Here is a 16,641-nt window from a genome sequence, read left to right on the forward strand (position 1 = left end):
GAGTCACTAGGAGAGTGTCAGGTCCGTCGTGATGGTTTCCCAGAGGGCGTCGAACCACTTCTGGGATTCCTCCACGAACGCCGCGTCCCGCAGACCCGCCCGCTTCACGAAGGAGAAGAGGACGGACTTGGAGCCGAGGACGTCGTACATGTCCAGGGTCTGGCTGCCCCACTCCTCCTCGCGCCTGGTCAGCATGTAGTAGCCGAGCAGCGCCTCCTCCTGGTTGAGGAGGTACAGCTTCACCGGCGGGGTGAAGGGCAGCGCGCGGAACGTGACGTGGACGTCGATGCCGTGGGTGGAGCGCAGGGCCAGGAAGTTGTGCTGGAGCACCTGCCCCTGCGCGTTGCGCATGGACAGCCAGCGCTGGTGGACGGGGTTGTCGTCGCCGTGGGCCTCCACGGGGACGGGGAAGGCCAGCTCGATGTCCCGGGACGGGACGAGGATGCGGACGTCGATCGACTCGGGGTGGATACGGCCCTCGTGGATCAGGCGGAGCGGTTCGCCGATGGCGACCATCAGGGTCTCCGCGGTGTGGCAGACCACGTCCACGCGGACGCGGCGTGCCGAGAACGCCTCGGTCAGCCGTGGCGCCAGACCGACCATCGTCGGCTGGGGCTCGCCCCGGGCCGGAGCGGGCGCGGCGATCCGCGGCGGGCTGCCCTTGCTGACGTTGGTGAGGAGACCGTCCTCCTGGAGTGCGCGCAGGGCCTGGCGGACGGCGCCGCGTTCCACGCCGAACTCCTCCGCGAGGTCGGCCTGGGTGGGCAGGCGGTCCCCGGGCTTGAGCTCGCCCGTGCGGATGCGTTCCCGCAGGTGATCGGCGATCTCCTGGGGCGAGAACCTTCTGCTGCCGTTCACTGCCACGTTCTCCTGAGTCACGACCAAACGCTACAACTTTGATCCATCTGGCGGGAGTTGTTTGAAAGTTGTTTATGAGTAGGGGCCAAGTGGGGACAACTTAATCAGAGTTGGTTGCCAACTCCCTTGAGTTGGCGGAAGTTTTGCTTCCGGACTTCCGAAGGGGGAAACCAATGCCCGCCCTCACTCTCATCGCCGCCATCGCGGTCGTCGCCTTCGAGCAGTTCGTCCAGTGGAAGTACGGTCCGGTCGGCATCGTCGGCCTGCTTCTCCTCACCGTGGGCCTCAAGGCCAACAACTCGGCGGTCAGCTCCACGGGGGCCGTCGTGCTGGCACTGCTGGTGCTCAGGACCGCCCTATGAGTTCGTGAGCACCAGCTCCGAACTGATCGTCTCCCACAGTGCGTTGAACCAGAGATGCGACTGCTCGACGAAGGTCGTGTCGCGCAGCCCGGGGCCCTGCCGGAAGGAGAACAGCATCGACTGGGTGCCCCGCGCGTCGTACATCTCCCTCTGCTCATGGTCGATCTCGGCCTCCCGGCGCGTCAGCGTGTAGTACGCGAACAGCGCCTCCGAGCCGTTGAGCAGGTACAGCTTCACCGGCGGGGTGAAAGGCAGCGCCCGGAAGGTGACGTGCACATCGATGCCGTGCGTGGCGCGCAGGGCCAGCAGGTTGTGCTGGAGGACCTGCCCCTGGGCGTTGCGCATCGCCAGCCACCGCTCGTGCACCCAGTCGTCGCCGCGCCCCCCGACCGGCACCGGGAAGGCGAGGTCGATGTCCCGGCTGGGCAGCAGGACCCGGACGTCGACCTTGGCCGGTTTCAGCCGTCCCGCGTGGATCTGCCGCAGGGGTTCGCCGATCGCCAGCGTGAGGGAGATGGAGGTCAGGCACACGGCGTCGATCTCGACGTGCTCCGCCGCGAACGCCGTCGCGATCCGGGGCGCGAGGCCCACGGTCGTGGGCACGGGCGGGGCCTGCGGGCCGGTCAGCGCCCTGGTGAGGTCGGAGGCGACGGTCGCCGGGCTGCCCTTGGACACGTTGGTGAGCAGCTGCTCGGACTGCAGGATGCGCAGCGCCTGGCGCACGGCACCGCGCTCGACGCCGAACTCGTCGGCGAGCTGCGCCTGCGTCGGCATGCGCTCACCGGACCGCAGCGCTCCTGACCTGATCCGCGCGCGCAGTTCGTCGGCCACCTGTTGATGTGTCCTCTGTGGCCGTTGCGACCTCTTCCGCCCATTGGCGGAGGTGTGTTCCGGGTCCACAACCAAACAGTACAACTTCCCGCCATCTTCCGGCAGTTCAGCACAGGGTGGTTATGAGACGCTTCCAAGCGGCTATAAGTACAGAGAAGTTGGTCGCCAACTTATGCAACATGGTTCAGACGGGCCTCCCTTCCGGAGGGGAGCCGGGAGCCCGGTCGGTGAGTACCACCGCACAACAACCACAACCGAACAGCTCGCTACGGATGCGGGTCCCTGAACATCGGCTACACCGGCAGGAGGGAGCGGCTCAGAACATGTCCGGGCACCAAGGCCGCCTGGACGTACGCAGCAGGGCGTCGGCCTTCCGGGCGGCGCCCGCTCGTTCTTCGCGCACCCGCCCCAGCGCCGCCAGCCGCACCGCCGACTCGTCCCCCAGCCACAGCGCACCCAACTCGCCTATCTCCAGAGAGAGTTCCGCGCTCTCCGTGGTCGGCGTGCAGGACGCCCCGTCGGCGGAGGCCTCCAGCCGGTACCGCCCGCCGGTCAGACCGTCCACACCGGCGATCTCCAGCACCAGCGTCCCCTCCCCCTCGTACGTCCGCGCCTCCAGCGCCCGTACGACGTCCAGGATCCGCACCCACAGGAAGTCCGCCAGCGAGGTGATCCTGGCCGCCCGCGGATCCGGCAGGAAGTGCGGGAGCAGGTCGTCGGGCGCCCGCCAGCCGCTCTTCACCTTCACGACCCAGTCGATGGAGCAGAGGTACTGCCACAGGGCGCGCTCCGCGGCCGGGGTCACCCCGATCAGCCAGCTCACGGTCGCCGTGTTCAACGGCTGCTTGGCCTCGCCCCAGTTGTCGTCCACCTCGTAGGCGGCCATGCCCTCGACCTCGCCGGACGCCGAGCGGTACACGGCGAAGAAGGGCATCTTCCAGGCCGGGTCGAACGTGACGGCGCCGGTGTTCACCTTCCACCACAGCTCGTCGCGGTCGATGACGCCGGGCTGCGTGCGGCGCAGCCGCTCGTGCAGTTCGGGGCCGAGCTTGCGGACGTCGTCGCCGTCCACCAGGTCGACCCGGCCGCCGTCCGCCGGGCCCGACCAGCGGGCGTCGAGACCGGCGCGCGGCACATCGACCGTCCACTCGGACATCCAGGTCGCGGGCCCGAAGCCGTACCGGCCGTAGATCGGGTACTCGGCGGCGATCAGCGTCGCCACGACGTCCCCGCGGTCCTTGGCGGCCGCCAGGTCCCGCGCCATCATCCGGCTGAGCAGCCCGCGGCGGCGGTGGGTGGAGGTGACGGTGACCCCCGTGACGGCGTCGGCCGGCACGCTCGCCCCGCCCACGGCCGTGAGCCGCTGCTCGAAGGACCGGAAGGTCGCCACACACCGGCCGCCGTCGAAGGCGCCGAGGAAACGCCCCGGGACGAACCTCTGGCGGCGGCCCTCGATCTCCTCCGCGGAGACGACCGGCCCCCGCAGGAAGCCGGTGTGCACGGCACGCAGCCACTCGGCGTGTTCGGCTTCGGTGATGGGGCGTATGTCGATGTCGGCTTCGCGGGTCATGGGCTCACGCTAGGCGGAGGGCCGGTGGGTGTCGCGCGGATTTCCGGGCGCCGGCCCTCCCCCTGTCCGGGAGTGGCTCAGACGAGCAGGTCGTCGACCTGCGCCTCCCCTTCGCGGTAGCGGCGGGCGATCTCCGTGCTGCACTCGTCGGCCGTGCGCTGGAGCCGCTGGCGGCGTCGGGAGACCTGCTGCTCGTAGCGCACGAGCCGGCCCATCGCCGTGTTCAGCTCCAGGTCCGTGCGTGCGTCCAGGTCGGACAGCTCGACCTCGCCGAGCATCTCCGCGGCCAGCCGCCGGGACTCCTCGCCCTGCGGGGTGCCCAGGGTCACGTGGCGGGCGGAGGAGCGGTGCCGGGCCGGGGCGTCCCGCAGGATCTCCGCCAGCCGCTCGACGACGGACGTCTCCGCGGGTGCGGGGACGGCGGCCGCGTCCGCCGGTGTACGCCGTGCCAGCTCCGCGCGCAGGATGTCGATCCGCCCCTGCAGCAGCCGCCGTACGTAGCTGAGGTCGGCCTCGTCACGCTGGGCCTCGCGGCGCGCTGTGCGCAGCTCGGTCAGGCTCAGCGCGGTCTGATCGGGCTCGGGAGCGTCCGAGGGCAGCCGCGGGCTGTCCGTGCGCTGGGTGGGCGGCCGGTGGTACTCCGTCGCGCCGATCCCCGTGTACGTCGACCAGACAGCCCCCGACTGCTGCCCGGTGCTTGATGTGCTCATGTGCCTCAACCGTCCCCTCGACCGGTGTGTGCATGCATCGTGCCACCCCAAGTGGCCGCTATGGGAACGAGTGCCCCCGATAGACCCCAGATGGGCGGTTAAGCAGCAAAATACGGTCGGGAGCGGCCCGTTGGTGCCCGGTGCAAACCACCCGTTCGTGCCATGTGCGCACCACCCGCGGCGTGACGTTCACCGCCCTGCATGATGGACGTATGCGAGCAGTGGTGCAGAGGGTGGACGGCGCGAGCGTCGTCGTGGACGGCGAGACCGTGGGCGCGATCGAGGGCGAGGGGCTGTGCGTCCTGGTCGGTGTCACGCACGAGGACACCAAGGAGAAGGCGGCCCAGCTGGCCCGCAAACTGTGGTCGATCCGCATGCTGCACGACGAGAAGTCGTGCAGCGACATCGACGCCCCGCTCCTGGTGATCAGCCAGTTCACCCTCTACGGAGACGCCCGCAAGGGCCGCCGCCCCACCTGGAACGCCGCGGCCCCCGGCGATGTGGCCGAGCCGCTCGTCGACGAGGTGGTGGCCCAGCTGCGCTCCCTGGGCGCGACGGTGGCCACGGGCCGTTTCGGGGCGGCCATGCGTGTATCACTGACGAACGACGGCCCGTTCACCGTGCAGATCGAAATCTGACCCGAAAGGTCTACAAGTCCTAAGGGCACAAGACTTACGGCGCGACGACGACTTCCTGGGCCGCGGCCGTGTCCCCGGCCACCAGCCGGGCGTCCACGGCCACGTTCCGCTTCACCAGCGCGAGGGCGACCGGGCCCAGCTCGTGGTGGCGTACGGAGGTCGTGATGAAGCCGATCTTCCGGCCGTCGGGCCCGTCGTCCGCGAGCCGGATCTCCGTCCCGGCCACCGGCAGATGGACCTCGCTGCCGTCCAGGTGCAGGAAGACCAGCCGGCGCGGCGGCTTGCCCAGGTTCTGCACGCGGGCAACCGTCTCCTGCCCCCGGTAGCAGCCCTTCTGCAGATGCACCGCCGAGCCGATCCAGCCCAGCTCGTGCGGGATGGTGCGGTGGTCGGTCTCGAAACCGAGCCGGGGCCGGTGCTGCTCCACGCGCAGCGCCTCGTAGGCCAGGATCCCGGCCGCCGGTCCGGCCTGCCCTGCGAACGCCTCCAGGTCGGCGCGCGGCAGGAACAGGTCCCGGCCGTGCGGCGTCTCCCGTACGGCGACGCCCTGCGGCACCTCGGCGATGGAGCCGGCCGGCAGGTGGAGCACGGCGGTGTCGGCCGTGCGGTCGGCGACCTCGACCCGGTAGAAGAACTTCATCGACTCCAGGTACGCGATCAGCGCGTCCTGGGTGCCCGGCTCGACATGGGCCCAGACCGTCTCGCCGTCGTCGACGAGATACAGGGCGTGCTCGATGTGGCCGTTCGCGGAGAGGATCAGCGCCTCGGTGGCCCGGCCCGCGGGAAGGTCGCTCATGTGCTGGGTGAGCAGCAGGTGCAGCCAGGCCAGCCGGTCCTCGCCGGTGACGGCGACGACCCCCCGGTGCGAGAGGTCCACGAAACCGGTGCCGTCGGCGAGGGCACGCTGCTCGCGGAACAGGTCGCCGTAGTGGGCGGCGACGCCTTCGTCCACGCCCTCGGCGGGGACGGCGCCGGGCAGGGTCAGCAGGGGGCTCTTCATATACGTAAGCCTACGACTCGGTAGTTGAAGCCTTGAGCGCGCAGTCCTGGCACCGGCCGAAGATCGCGAAGTGCTTCATGTCGGTGTCGAAGCCGAACGTCTGCCGCAGCTTGCCGGTGAACTCGGCGGCCACGGAGACGTCCGCCTCGATGACGTTCTGGCAGTCACGGCAGACCAGGTGGAGGTGGTGGTGCCGGTCCGCGAGGTGGTACGTCGGCGCCCCGTGTCCCAGATGCGCGTGGCTGACCAGCCCGAGCTCCTCCAGGAGCTCCAGGGTCCGGTAGACCGTGGAGACGTTGACCCCCGACGCCGTCTTCCGCACTTCCACGAGGATGTCGTCGGGGGTCGCGTGCTCCAGGGTGTCCACGGCTTCGAGCACGAGTTGCCGCTGCGGGGTCAGCCGGTAGCCGCGCTGCCGCAGATCGCTCTTCCAGTCGGTGCTCACCACACCTCGAGTCTAGAACTACTTGAAGAAGGCGATGCCGTCGTCCGGCATGTCGTCGGGCAGGGCCTTGGCCCAGCGCTCGACGTCTTCCGGGCTGACGACCTTCTTCAGATGGGCGGACATGTAGGGGCGCAGTTCGACCTCGGGGGTCTGCTTCTCACCGACCCACATCAGGTCGCTCTTGACGTAGCCGTAGAGCCGCTTGCCGCCGGTGTACGGCTGGGAGGCGGCCGTGCGGGCGACGGCGTCGGTGACCAGGTCGATCTGGGGCTTCTGGTCGGCCAGCTCGCCGTACCAGATCTCGATGACGCCGTCGTCGCGGGTCATCGTCACCTCGACCTTGCGGTTCGCGTCGATACGCCAGAAGCCGTGCTCGGACTCCAGGGGACGGACCTTGTTGCCGTCGTTGTCCAGCACCCAGGAGTGGGAGTGGTACTCCAGGAAGTCCCGGCCGTCGTGGGTGAAGGTGACCTCCTGCCCGAAGTTGCACTTCTCGGAGCCGGGGAAGTCGTGCACACCGGCACCCGCCCAGTCGCCGAGCAGGAAGACGAGCGGGACGAGGTCCTTGTGAAGGTCGGACGGGATCTCGATCATGGGAACTTCCTAGACGGGGGTCAGCGCTGGCCCTGGTACAGCTTCTTCACGGTCAGTCCGGCGAAGGCGAGGACGCCGACGGCGACCAGGACCAACAGGATTTCGAAGAAAAGCTCCACGGGGTGCTCCTTGAGCGGGGTGCGAATGGGTGCACAGGGCCGAGGCCAGCTTACGCGGGCGCCTTCGGCACTTCGATTCCGGACTACGCTTCCGGCTATGGCGAAGAAGCTGGTGATCAAGGTGACGGCGGGGGCCGACGCCCCCGAGCGGTGCTCGCAGGCGTTCACGGTGGCGGCGGTCGCCGTCGCCAGCGGCGTCGAGGTCTCCCTGTGGCTGACCGGTGAGTCCGCCTGGTTCGCCCTGCCCGGCAGGGCCGCCGACTTCGACCTCCCGCACGCGGCCCCGCTGCCCGACCTGCTCGACTCGATCCTGGCGGCCGGCCGCGTCACGCTGTGCACGCAGTGCGCGGCCCGCCGCGAGATCACGGAGAAGGACGTCATCGAGGGGGTCCGCATCGCGGGCGCGCAGGTCTTCGTCCAGGAGGCCATGGCGGACGGGACGCAGGCGCTCGTCTACTGACCCTGCGCGGACGCGTCCGTGTGGAGGCAGAACGGGTGGCCCGCCGGGTCCAGGAGCACCCGGACACCGGCCTGCGGCTGGACCTCGGCGAGCCGTGCGCCCTCGGCGACGGCCCGCGCGGTCTCGCGCTCCAGGTCGTCGACCTCGATGTCGAGGTGGATCATCATCTGCTGCCGGTCCCGAGCGCCCGGCCAGACGGGCGGCCGGTAGACGGGCTCGGTCTGGAAGGACAGTCCCGTACCGCCGTCGGGCGGCCGGATGTGCACCCAGTCCTGCCAGTCCTCCCCGCGCCACACCCGCCAGCCGGGCAGCAGCCGCAGATAGAAGTCCGCCAGCACGCGGGCATCCGGCGCGTCCAGAGTCGCCGCTGTCAGTCGCATGGGGCCGGGATACCCGCCGCATGCGCGAAGACACCGTCACCTCGGCCGCTTCTTGCCGTCCAGCTCGTCCCACCACTCGTCGGACTGGGGATCCCCGGACGGGTCGTCCCACCAGCGGTCGTCGGGGCCCCGGCGGTTCGCGACCATCGCGGCGACGGGCGGGATGACCATGGCCACGACGCACATGCCGACGGCCACGGGGATCGACCAGAGACGTACGACACCCCAGGCCAGGACGAAGAGGGCGATGCAGCCGCCCATCATCAGGAAGTACGTGCGCCGCCGTCGTGCGTACATACCTCCAGCGTAGATCCGGGCAGCCCGAAGGGCCGCACCCCAGGCGTCCAACCCGGGGGGTGCGGCCCTCGATGACCTGTCGCCGTCAGACGGCGATCGCGACCTCCGCCAGTCCGCCCTGCTGGGCGACGACCGTGCGGTCGGCGGTGGCGCCGGGCACGAGGGCACGAACGGTCCAGGTGCCCTCGGCCGCGTAGAAGCGGAACTGTCCGGTCGCCGAGGTCGGCACCTCGGCCGTGAACTCGCCGGTCGAGTCCAGCAGACGGACGTAGCCCACCACGGGCTCGCCGTCCTTGGTCACCTGACCCTGGATCGTGGTCTCACCGGGCTTGATCGTCGAGGCGTCGGGGCCGCCGGCCTTCGCACCACACATGTCGTACTCCTGAAGAGGTCTGGAAAGGTCGGTCCGGTTCTTTACTTGTTGGCGCCGAGCTCGATCGGCACGCCCACCAGGGAGCCGTACTCGGTCCAGGAGCCGTCGTAGTTCTTGACGTTCTCCACACCGAGCAGCTCGTGCAGCACGAACCAGGTCAGCGCGGAGCGCTCACCGATGCGGCAGTAGGCGATGGTGTCCTTGGCCAGGTCGACGCTCTCCTCGGCGTAGAGCTCCTTGAGCTCGTCGTCCGACTTGAAGGTGCCGTCGTCGTTGGCGTTCTTGGACCACGGGATGTTCCGGGCGCTCGGCACGTGGCCGGGGCGCTGGGACTGCTCCTGCGGCAGGTGGGCCGGGGCGAGCAGCTTGCCGGAGAACTCGTCGGGCGAACGCACGTCGACCAGGTTCTGCGAACCGATGGCCGCCACGACGTCGTCACGGAAGGCGCGGATGGCCGTGTTCTGGGCCTTGGCCTTGTAGTCCGTCTTCGGGCGCTCGGGCACCTCGTCGCCGGCGACGAGCTCGCGGGCGTCGAGTTCCCACTTCTTGCGGCCGCCGTCGAGGAGCTTGACGTTGTCGTGGCCGTACAGCTTGAAGTACCAGTACGCGTACGAGGCGAACCAGTTGTTGTTGCCGCCGTACAGGACCACCGTGTGGTCGTTGCCGATGCCCTTGTCCGACAGGAGCTTCTCGAAGCCCTCCTGCGTGACGAAGTCACGGCGCACCGGGTCCTGGAGGTCCTTGGTCCAGTCGATGCGGATCGCGTTCTTGATGTGGTTCTTCTCGTACGCGGACGTGTCCTCGTCCACCTCGACGATCGCGATGCTCGAGTCGTCCAGGTGCTCCTGAAGCCAGTCGGCGTCTACCAGGACGTCGCTGCGGCTCATGCTCTTTCTCCTCCGGGGCAGTTACGGCGGGGCGTGCGAGATATGCGGGCGCGCGCCCTGACGAGGGCGGCGCACGGGTGCCCTTGATCCAGGGCGGCGGGGATGCGCGCGTCGGAGCAGGCCGACGCGGTCGCTCAGAAGGTGCGACAGAGCATGGCGGCGACGCGGCACAGGTCTACTGCCCGCCGCTTCGTGAGATCCGCCTGTCGCTTCATGCTGTCGATCGTAGGGACGGTCGGGCACGCGTGTCACCGGTGTGTCGCATAGTGAGACGAGAAGATCCGCCATATGGGATCAGCGACCCGCCCGCGCGCCTCCCGCACGGCATCCGGCCATCTGTATTCGCCATCACATCTACGCTACGGACTCCGCCGTCTCGCCCATCGGACAGCCCTGGTCGGCGCCGCCTCGCGCCTTGCCTACCCGGCGAGTCGGACGTTGGAACCCTTCACCGTGATCTCCACGCCGTTCGGCGCCGCCTGGACCTTGTCCAGTTGGATGCCGCCGGGCAGGCCGTCGATCTTCTGCTGGAAGTCGGTGATCGCCCGGACCCGGTTCTCGGCGATGTCGACGCCGCCGAACTTGGGCAGGCCGTCGGCCTTCACCCGCACCTCGCCGTCCACCACCGTCACCGAGCTGAGCACCGAGACGGGCTCGGGCAGCTTGGTGCCGAGGACGGTGGCCTCGACGGTGACCTTGATCTTGCCGTTGCCGCCGTCGGAGAGGCCGACGACGTTGGCGGTGACGCCCGGGGCGACCTGGGTCGGTTCGGACTTCGCCGTCTTCAGCAGTTCGTCGTAGGCGATGGTCGCGGTGCCGGTGGCGCTGGTGGCCGTGGCGGAGCTGTAGTCGCCGGAGAACTCGACGCCCTGCATGTCGGCCTTGAGGTCGTCGATCCGGATCTTCTGGGCGCCGTTGCCCGCGGCGGCCTCGTAGTCCTGGATGCCGACCTCGATGTCGTCCAGGGAACCGCCGGCGACCTGGGTGAGGAACGGGAAGCCCTTGATGGAGACATCGGGGGTCGCCGAGAGGTTCTCCGTCGTCTTCAGCCGGTCTGCGGCCTCGTCCTCGGCGAAGTTCACCGCGACACGGTCGGCGATCACGAAGAGCCCGCCCAGGATCACGACGACGATCAGCAGTATTCGCAGTGCGCGCATACGGTGTTTCCCCCACCTCGGCGGTTGGACGGCGGTCCGGTCCCTGACGACCGGGTGGCCGCCCAAGCGTGAGGGTAACTCCGTGGGATGTGAGCGCCCGGGATTTGTCGATCATCTGTGACAGGGACTCGGCGTTGGTGCGGGGGCCCGGGTGGGTGGGTGCGCAGCTCGGCGTGGCGGGGTGCGCGGCGTCGGTGCTGGGGCGGGGTGGGTGCGCAGCCCGGCGTGGCGGGGTGCCGCTGCGCCCACCCGTGCCGCCCCCAGCGGCACGCATGCCCGCAGCGGGACTGGCGGCGTCAGCCGGGACGGCCCGCACCCGCGCACGGCGAGAAGGGGACGTGTCGGGGGGTGTCCGCCCGCAGCGGTTGTCGCGTCAACGAACAGTCAGTCGGCGCCCGACCCCATCGCGACGTTCCGAGGACGGACACCCCCCGGCGCGGCCCCGACCCACCCCCGGCGGGAGGCGCTAGGCCAGCGCCCGCCCCAACAGGTACACCGCAGGTGCCGCGGCGGCCAGAGGCAGGGCCACTCCCGCTGTGAAGTGGACGAAGCGGGACGGGTAGTCGTAGCTGGCGACCCGGTGGCCGATCAGGGCGCAGGCGCCCGCGCCCGCCCCCAGCAGGGCACCCGGCGTGCCGATGCCCGTCATCGCGCCGGCCGCGACGCCCGCTCCCGCCGCCGCGAGCAGCGCCACCACCACGGACGCCGGGGTCGGCAGCGGCAGGGCGCGGGCCAGGACCGCGACGGCCACCGCGATCGCACCCACCGTCACCGCGTCCGCGTCGGCCGCGAGATAGCCGCCCGCGACGATCGCCAGCGCCGCCGCCGCGACCGTCGCCATCAGGCCGTACATCCGCTCGTCGGGGTCGGCGTGCGAGCGCAGTTGCATGACGAGGGAGAGCAGCACCCAGACCCCGAGCGTGCCCAGGATCGCCGACGGCGAGCGGCCCGACACCAGCAGCGCCGCGTCCGCGGCCAGCGCCCCCGCGAAGCCCAGCGCGATGCCCTGCCGCGCCGGCCACATGCCGTTCAGCCGGAACCAGCCCGCCGCGGTGACGGCCTGGAGGGCGACGAGCGGCACCAGGAGCGCGTACGCGCCGACGGCCGCGGCGCCCGCCAGCAGCAGCCCGAGCAGTGCCGTCAGCGCGGCCGGCTGCATCCCCGGCTCGATGACCGGCGACCGCCCCTCCGCCCGCGCCCGCTGCGCGTCCGTGACGCGGGTGTTCCCGCCGACGGTGGCGGGGCCGTACCCGGAATCGGGAGCGGGAGTGTCGGGGACCGCCTCGGGGGCGGGAGCCGCGTACGCCTGCGGGGGCAGATAGGCCGTCTCCTCCGCCGCAGGCGTCACCGGCTGGTGCGTCTGCGTCTCCCAGGTCTGCCCCTGCCACTGCTGCGTGTACTGCGCGTTCTGGGGGTGCTGGGGGTACTGCTGGTGCTGCTGGTGCTGCTGGGCGGCGTACGGATCGTCGTACGGCTGCTGCCCGGGCCACGCCTGCTGCTGCGGCGGCTGCTGCTGCTGCCCGTAAGGGTCGTAGCCCTCGTGCGGCTGGTTGCTCATCGTCATCCTCCTGCGAACGGCGGGAGCACCTCGACCGTGCCGCCGTCGGCCAGCCGTACCGTCTCATGTCCGCGGGTGCCCACGGGGTCACCGTCGACGAGGAACGAGCATCGCCGCAGGACCCGCTCGAGTTCGCCGGGGTGTCGCCCGCGCACCCCGTCGAGCGCCTCGGCGAGCGTGACCGCCTCGTACGGCTCCTCGGCCACCCCGGCCGCGGCCTTGGCGGCGGCCCAGTAGCGCACCGTGACCTTTGGCATCTGCTTCCTCAATGAAACTCGACGGTGAACTCCGTCAGGCTAGCCCGCCCGGCCGACGGCCCATTCCCCGATGCGCCCCAGCAACGCGTCGCTCGCGGCGTGCTCGGCATGCCCCATGTCCGGCTCCAGCCACAGTTCGCCCTGGTCACCGGCGGCAGCGGCCAGCATGCGGGGGTGGTCGAGCGGGAAGTAGCCGTCGGCGTCGCCGTGCACGATCAGCAGGGGCGTGGGCGCGATCCTCGCCGCCGCCTCCACCGGGGAGAGGGGGACCGGGTCCCAGTCCCGGTGGTGGATGCGCGTACCGAAGCCGTACCGGCTCACCACCCGTCCCTCGGGCCGCGTCACCAGCCAGTGCAGCCGGCGCATGGGTGCCGTCCCCCGGTAGTACCAGCGGGCGGGCGCGCTGACGGACACCACCGCGTCCGTGCCCGCCTCGTACAGCGCCGCGTACCGCAGCACCACCGAGCCGCCCATGGAGAACCCCACCGTCGCCACGCGCGCGTGCCCGAGTTCCCGGGCCCACCGCACGGCCACCGCCAGGTCGAGCACCTCCCGGTCCCCGACCGTGGACCGCCCGCCGGACGCCCCGTGGCCCCGGAAGGAGAAGGTGACGACGGCCCCGTGCCGGGCGAACGCCTCGGCCACCCGCCGCACGTGCGGCCGGTCCACGGCACCGGTGAAGCCATGGGCCACGACGAACACGGGATGAGCGGAAGGCGTCCCGGAGGCGTCGTATACGGCGGTACCCGGGTCGTATACGGCGTCGATCGTCACGCCGTCGGACGTCCGCAAGAAGGTCCGAATCGGAGCCCGCACAGGCGTTCTGGAGTCCGTCTCGGAGTTCGGACGAACGGTGGAACGCGCCACATGACCTGCCCGACCAGAGCTCATGTGGGCTATTCTGCTGGGCAGAGGACTCGGGCAGCGTTGCCCCCGGGTCCTTTTGTGCTTTCGGAAGCGTTGTATACGAAGCGGGAAACCGCAGGTGTACGGGCCTTCGGGATCGCAGAGCGGTGCTGCTGCCAACAGACGTCCTCGCAGGGACCGAGGAGGAACCAGACGTATGAGTTCTCTGCTGCTCCTGACCAACGCCCTCCAGCCGTCGACGGAGGTGCTCCCCGCCCTCGGCCTGCTTCTGCACAGCGTGCGAGTGGCCCCCGCGGAGGGGCCCGCCCTCGTCGACACCCCGGGTGCCGATGTCATCCTCGTCGACGGCCGGCGCGATCTGCCGCAGGTCCGCAGCCTGTGCCAGCTGCTCCGGTCGACCGGCCCGGGCTGTCCACTGATCCTCGTCGTCACCGAGGGCGGTCTCGCCGCCGTCACCGCCGACTGGGGCATCGACGACGTCCTGCTCGACACCGCCGGCCCGGCGGAGGTCGAGGCCCGGCTGCGGCTGTCCATGGGACGCCAGCAGATCGTCAGCGACGACTCCCCGATGGAGATCCGCAACGGCGACCTGTCGGTCGACGAGGCGACGTACTCCGCCAAGCTCAAGGGCCGCGTCCTCGACCTCACCTTCAAGGAGTTCGAGCTCCTGAAGTACCTCGCCCAGCACCCCGGCCGCGTCTTCACCCGCGCCCAGCTGCTGCAGGAGGTGTGGGGCTACGACTACTTCGGCGGCACGCGCACGGTCGACGTGCACGTACGGCGGCTGCGCGCCAAGCTCGGGCCGGAGCACGAGTCGCTGATCGGCACCGTCCGGAACGTCGGTTATCGATTCGTTACGCCGGAGAAGCCGGACAAGATGGAGCGCGCCGCCGAGGAGGCGAAGGCGAAAGCCGCCCAGGCAAAGCAGGACAGCGCGGACAAGTCGGCCGCCCTGGAGGCCGCCGAGGCACGCGCCAAGGCGTAAGAGGCGTATCGCGGTGCCCACCTGGGCATCGCTTTTCGCGAGGGCGTCTCCGGACGGCGGTCGGGATATCGTACGGAACCTCCTTTACGCCCTGCCCAGAGCAGGTATATCCGCGTAGACTCCGCGCGTGGCCAAGGTGACTCGGGATGATGTGGCGCGGCTGGCAGGGACTTCCACTGCCGTGGTCAGCTATGTCATCAACAACGGACCCCGGCCGGTCGCCCCGGCCACGCGCGAGCGTGTACTCGCCGCGATCAAGGAACTGGGGTACCGGCCCGACCGCGTGGCCCAGGCCATGGCGTCCCGGCGTACGGATCTCATAGGCCTGATCGTGCCGGACGCGCGCCAGCCCTTCTTCGGGGAGATGGCGCACGCGGTCGAACAGGCCGCGTCCGAGCGCGGAAAGATGGTGCTCGTCGGGAACTCCGACTACATCGGCGAGCGCGAGGTCCACTATCTGCGGGCCTTCCTCGGCATGCGCGTCTCGGGGCTCATCCTCGTCAGCCACGCGCTCAACGACCTGGCGGCGGCCGAGATCGAGGCCTGGGACGCCCGGGTCGTGCTGCTGCACGAGCGGCCCGAGTCCATCGACGACGTCGCCGTCGTCACCGACGACCTCGACGGCGCCGAACTCGCCGTACGGCACCTGCTGGAGCACGGGCACGAGTACGTCGCCTGTATGGGCGGCATCGCGGAGACGCCCGTGGTCGGCGACCCGGTCTCCGACCACGTCGAGGGCTGGCGCCGTGCGATGGCCGAGGCCGGGATCTCCACGGAGGGCCGTCTCTTCGAGGCCCTCTACAACCGCTACGACGCCTACCAGGCCGCCCTGAAGATCCTCTCCGGCCCCGAGCGCCCGCCCGCGATCTTCTGCTCGACCGACGACCAGGCGATCGGCCTGCTGCGGGCGGCGCGTGAGCTGCGGATCGACGTGCCCGGCGAGCTGGCGGTGGCCGGGTTCGACGACATCAAGGAGGCGGCGCTGACCGACCCGCCCCTGACGACTATCGCCTCCGACCGCCCGGCGATGGCCCGCGCGGCGGTGGACCTCGTCCTCGACGACGGCCTGCGGGTCGCGGGGGCGCGCCGGGAGCGGCTGAAGGTGTTCCCGTCCAGGTTGGTGACGCGGCAGTCCTGCGGCTGCGCGTAGCCGCCGGCGGCTGAGCAGCGGCGGGGCGCCTTTATATCGGGCATACGAGGTTCTGCCGGGCTTCTCAGGGAGCACTCAGGAAGCTCTCATGGTCGGGCGACAAGCTCTGAGACATGACCGAGAGCATGTACTCCCAGCATGGATCCTCTCCCGTGAACCCGGAGTGGCCGCCTCCGCCGCCGCACGCCCCGGCTCCGCACGCCCCGGCTCCCGCTCCGCACGCTCCGAAGAAGCGCCGCCGCGGCCCCGTCGCCCTGCTCGCCGCCGTGGCGATCGTCGCCGCGGCGATAGGCGGCGGCACCGCCTACGGCATCCAGGAGCTGACCGGCAACGACACCGTCACCTCCAGCTCCACCAGCACCAACGTGGTGCCGTCCAGCCAGAAGGGCACGGTCTCCGGGGTCGCCAAGGCGGTCAGCCCGAGCATCGTCGAGATCAGCGCCGATTCCAACGCCGGGTCCTCCACCGGCTCCGGGGTGATCATCACGGGCGACGGCGAGATCATCACCAACAACCACGTGGTCGCCGGTGCCTCGCAGATCAAGGTGACGACCAACGACGGCAAGTCCTACACCGCCAAGATCGTCGGCACCGACAGCAAGAAGGACCTGGCGCTGATCAAGCTGGAGAACGCCTCCGGCCTGAAGACCGCGACGCTCGGCGACTCGGCCGGGGTGGGGGTCGGCGACCAGGTCGTGGCGATCGGCTCCCCCGAGGGCCTGACCGGCACCGTCACCAGCGGCATCATCTCCGCCCTCGACCGGGACGTCACGGTCTCCACGGACGAGAGCCAGGGCCAGGAGCAGGGGCAGGGACAGGGACAGGGACAGCAGGGCGGCGAGTGGCCGTTCGAGTTCGGCGGCCGGGAGTTCAACGGCGACACCGGCTCGGACACGACGACGTACAAGGCGCTCCAGACCGACGCGTCCCTCAACCCGGGCAACTCCGGCGGCGCGCTGATCGACATGAACGGCAACATCATCGGGATCAACTCCGCGATGTACTCGGCGGCGGGCGCGTCCTCCTCCGCGGCCGCGGGCAGCGTGGGCCTGGGCTTCGCAATCCCGATCAACACCGTCAAGGCCGACCTCGCCACGCTGCGGGCCGGTTCCACGGAATGAGCTTGTGCACGGAATGAGGAGC

The 16,641-nt window shown here is 70.3% G+C and carries 22 protein-coding genes; 6 read left to right on the forward strand and 16 right to left on the reverse strand.

Annotated features, from left to right (window positions below; genetic code table 11):
- Nucleotides 1–6 precede the first annotated feature (6 nt).
- Nucleotides 7–885, reverse strand: a complete 879-nt coding sequence (locus tag ACZ6I3_RS10755) for a winged helix-turn-helix domain-containing protein (protein WP_469413582.1) — start codon at nucleotides 883–885, stop codon at nucleotides 7–9.
- Nucleotides 886–1,031: 146 nt separating this feature from the next.
- Between ACZ6I3_RS10755 and ACZ6I3_RS10760 the strand changes: the two genes are divergently transcribed.
- Nucleotides 1,032–1,220: a hypothetical protein gene (locus tag ACZ6I3_RS10760; RefSeq protein WP_469413583.1), complete on the forward strand. Its 189-nt coding sequence runs from the start codon at nucleotides 1,032–1,034 to the stop codon at nucleotides 1,218–1,220.
- Here the strand turns inward: ACZ6I3_RS10760 and ACZ6I3_RS10765 are convergent.
- The 3 genes from ACZ6I3_RS10765 to ACZ6I3_RS10775 form a co-directional block, all read right to left on the reverse strand.
- Nucleotides 1,215–2,126: a winged helix-turn-helix domain-containing protein gene (locus ACZ6I3_RS10765; protein ID WP_469413585.1), complete on the reverse strand. Its 912-nt coding sequence runs from the start codon at nucleotides 2,124–2,126 to the stop codon at nucleotides 1,215–1,217. The genes ACZ6I3_RS10760 and ACZ6I3_RS10765 overlap by 6 nt on opposite strands.
- Before the next feature lie 241 nt (nucleotides 2,127–2,367).
- Nucleotides 2,368–3,621 carry a GNAT family N-acetyltransferase gene (locus ACZ6I3_RS10770; RefSeq protein ID WP_469413587.1) on the reverse strand — a complete coding sequence of 418 codons (1,254 nt, stop codon included), beginning with the start codon at nucleotides 3,619–3,621 and terminating at the stop codon, nucleotides 2,368–2,370.
- Nucleotides 3,622–3,698: 77 nt separating this feature from the next.
- Nucleotides 3,699–4,331, reverse strand: a complete 633-nt coding sequence (locus tag ACZ6I3_RS10775; RefSeq protein ID WP_469413589.1) for an RsiG family protein — start codon at nucleotides 4,329–4,331, stop codon at nucleotides 3,699–3,701.
- A gap of 212 nt (nucleotides 4,332–4,543) precedes the next feature.
- Here ACZ6I3_RS10775 and dtd point away from each other — a divergent pair, with 212 nt between their 5' ends.
- A complete protein-coding gene (gene dtd / locus ACZ6I3_RS10780; protein ID WP_030242984.1) occupies nucleotides 4,544–4,969 on the forward strand; it encodes a D-aminoacyl-tRNA deacylase in 426 nt (141 codons plus the stop codon).
- A 34-nt stretch (nucleotides 4,970–5,003) separates the two neighbouring features.
- Here the strand turns inward: dtd and ygfZ are convergent, their stop codons facing one another.
- The 3 genes from ygfZ to ACZ6I3_RS10795 are packed head-to-tail and all read right to left on the reverse strand — an operon-like array spanning nucleotide 5,004 to nucleotide 7,008.
- Complete coding sequence (gene ygfZ, locus ACZ6I3_RS10785; RefSeq protein ID WP_469413590.1) at nucleotides 5,004–5,969, reverse strand: CAF17-like 4Fe-4S cluster assembly/insertion protein YgfZ; 966 nt, start codon at nucleotides 5,967–5,969, stop codon at nucleotides 5,004–5,006.
- 10 nt (nucleotides 5,970–5,979) lie between these two features.
- Nucleotides 5,980–6,417 carry a Fur family transcriptional regulator gene (locus ACZ6I3_RS10790; RefSeq protein WP_469413591.1) on the reverse strand — a complete coding sequence of 146 codons (438 nt, stop codon included), beginning with the start codon at nucleotides 6,415–6,417 and terminating at the stop codon, nucleotides 5,980–5,982.
- 15 nt (nucleotides 6,418–6,432) lie between these two features.
- Nucleotides 6,433–7,008, reverse strand: a complete 576-nt coding sequence (locus ACZ6I3_RS10795; protein WP_469413593.1) for a heme-binding beta-barrel domain-containing protein — start codon at nucleotides 7,006–7,008, stop codon at nucleotides 6,433–6,435.
- A gap of 216 nt (nucleotides 7,009–7,224) precedes the next feature.
- Here ACZ6I3_RS10795 and ACZ6I3_RS10800 point away from each other — a divergent pair, with 216 nt between their 5' ends.
- Nucleotides 7,225–7,587, forward strand: coding sequence for a DsrE family protein (locus ACZ6I3_RS10800; RefSeq protein WP_469413594.1), 363 nt, complete (start codon nucleotides 7,225–7,227; stop codon nucleotides 7,585–7,587).
- Here ACZ6I3_RS10800 and ACZ6I3_RS10805 read toward each other — a convergent pair.
- From ACZ6I3_RS10805 to ACZ6I3_RS10845, 9 genes are all read right to left on the reverse strand, one after another.
- Nucleotides 7,581–7,967, reverse strand: coding sequence for a VOC family protein (locus tag ACZ6I3_RS10805; RefSeq protein ID WP_469413596.1), 387 nt, complete (start codon nucleotides 7,965–7,967; stop codon nucleotides 7,581–7,583). The two genes, ACZ6I3_RS10800 and ACZ6I3_RS10805, sit on opposite strands and share 7 nt — an antisense overlap.
- 36 nt (nucleotides 7,968–8,003) lie before the next feature.
- A complete protein-coding gene (locus ACZ6I3_RS10810; RefSeq protein ID WP_469413597.1) occupies nucleotides 8,004–8,264 on the reverse strand; it encodes a DUF3099 domain-containing protein in 261 nt (86 codons plus the stop codon).
- Between the two features lie 85 nt (nucleotides 8,265–8,349).
- Nucleotides 8,350–8,637: a DUF1416 domain-containing protein gene (locus ACZ6I3_RS10815; RefSeq protein WP_003991226.1), complete on the reverse strand. Its 288-nt coding sequence runs from the start codon at nucleotides 8,635–8,637 to the stop codon at nucleotides 8,350–8,352.
- 41 nt (nucleotides 8,638–8,678) lie between these two features.
- Nucleotides 8,679–9,524: a sulfurtransferase gene (locus ACZ6I3_RS10820; protein WP_469413599.1), complete on the reverse strand. Its 846-nt coding sequence runs from the start codon at nucleotides 9,522–9,524 to the stop codon at nucleotides 8,679–8,681.
- A gap of 134 nt (nucleotides 9,525–9,658) precedes the next feature.
- Nucleotides 9,659–9,739, reverse strand: a complete 81-nt coding sequence (locus ACZ6I3_RS10825) for a putative leader peptide (RefSeq protein WP_350310325.1) — start codon at nucleotides 9,737–9,739, stop codon at nucleotides 9,659–9,661.
- A 204-nt stretch (nucleotides 9,740–9,943) separates the two neighbouring features.
- On the reverse strand, nucleotides 9,944–10,681 hold the full coding sequence (locus tag ACZ6I3_RS10830) for an LmeA family phospholipid-binding protein (RefSeq protein WP_469413601.1): 738 nt from the start codon (nucleotides 10,679–10,681) through the stop codon (nucleotides 9,944–9,946).
- Nucleotides 10,682–11,147: 466 nt separating this feature from the next.
- On the reverse strand, nucleotides 11,148–12,239 hold the full coding sequence (locus ACZ6I3_RS10835) for a hypothetical protein (RefSeq protein WP_469413603.1): 1,092 nt from the start codon (nucleotides 12,237–12,239) through the stop codon (nucleotides 11,148–11,150).
- A 2-nt stretch (nucleotides 12,240–12,241) separates the two neighbouring features.
- Complete coding sequence (locus tag ACZ6I3_RS10840) at nucleotides 12,242–12,496, reverse strand: MoaD/ThiS family protein (RefSeq protein WP_189729493.1); 255 nt, start codon at nucleotides 12,494–12,496, stop codon at nucleotides 12,242–12,244.
- Between the two features lie 39 nt (nucleotides 12,497–12,535).
- On the reverse strand, nucleotides 12,536–13,387 hold the full coding sequence (locus tag ACZ6I3_RS10845; protein WP_469413604.1) for an alpha/beta hydrolase: 852 nt from the start codon (nucleotides 13,385–13,387) through the stop codon (nucleotides 12,536–12,538).
- A gap of 172 nt (nucleotides 13,388–13,559) precedes the next feature.
- Between ACZ6I3_RS10845 and ACZ6I3_RS10850 the strand changes: the two genes are divergently transcribed.
- From ACZ6I3_RS10850 to ACZ6I3_RS10860, 3 genes are all read left to right on the forward strand, one after another.
- Nucleotides 13,560–14,348 carry a winged helix-turn-helix transcriptional regulator gene (locus ACZ6I3_RS10850; RefSeq protein WP_469413606.1) on the forward strand — a complete coding sequence of 263 codons (789 nt, stop codon included), beginning with the start codon at nucleotides 13,560–13,562 and terminating at the stop codon, nucleotides 14,346–14,348.
- Between the two features lie 127 nt (nucleotides 14,349–14,475).
- The gene (locus ACZ6I3_RS10855; protein ID WP_469413608.1) at nucleotides 14,476–15,498 is read left to right on the forward strand and encodes a LacI family DNA-binding transcriptional regulator; all 1,023 of its coding nucleotides are present in this window, start codon (nucleotides 14,476–14,478) and stop codon (nucleotides 15,496–15,498) included.
- 113 nt (nucleotides 15,499–15,611) lie between these two features.
- On the forward strand, nucleotides 15,612–16,619 hold the full coding sequence (locus tag ACZ6I3_RS10860; protein WP_469413609.1) for a S1C family serine protease: 1,008 nt from the start codon (nucleotides 15,612–15,614) through the stop codon (nucleotides 16,617–16,619).
- Nucleotides 16,620–16,641: the final 22 nt, after the last annotated feature.

It is taken from the genome of Streptomyces sp. NPDC041940, from assembly GCF_055589465.1.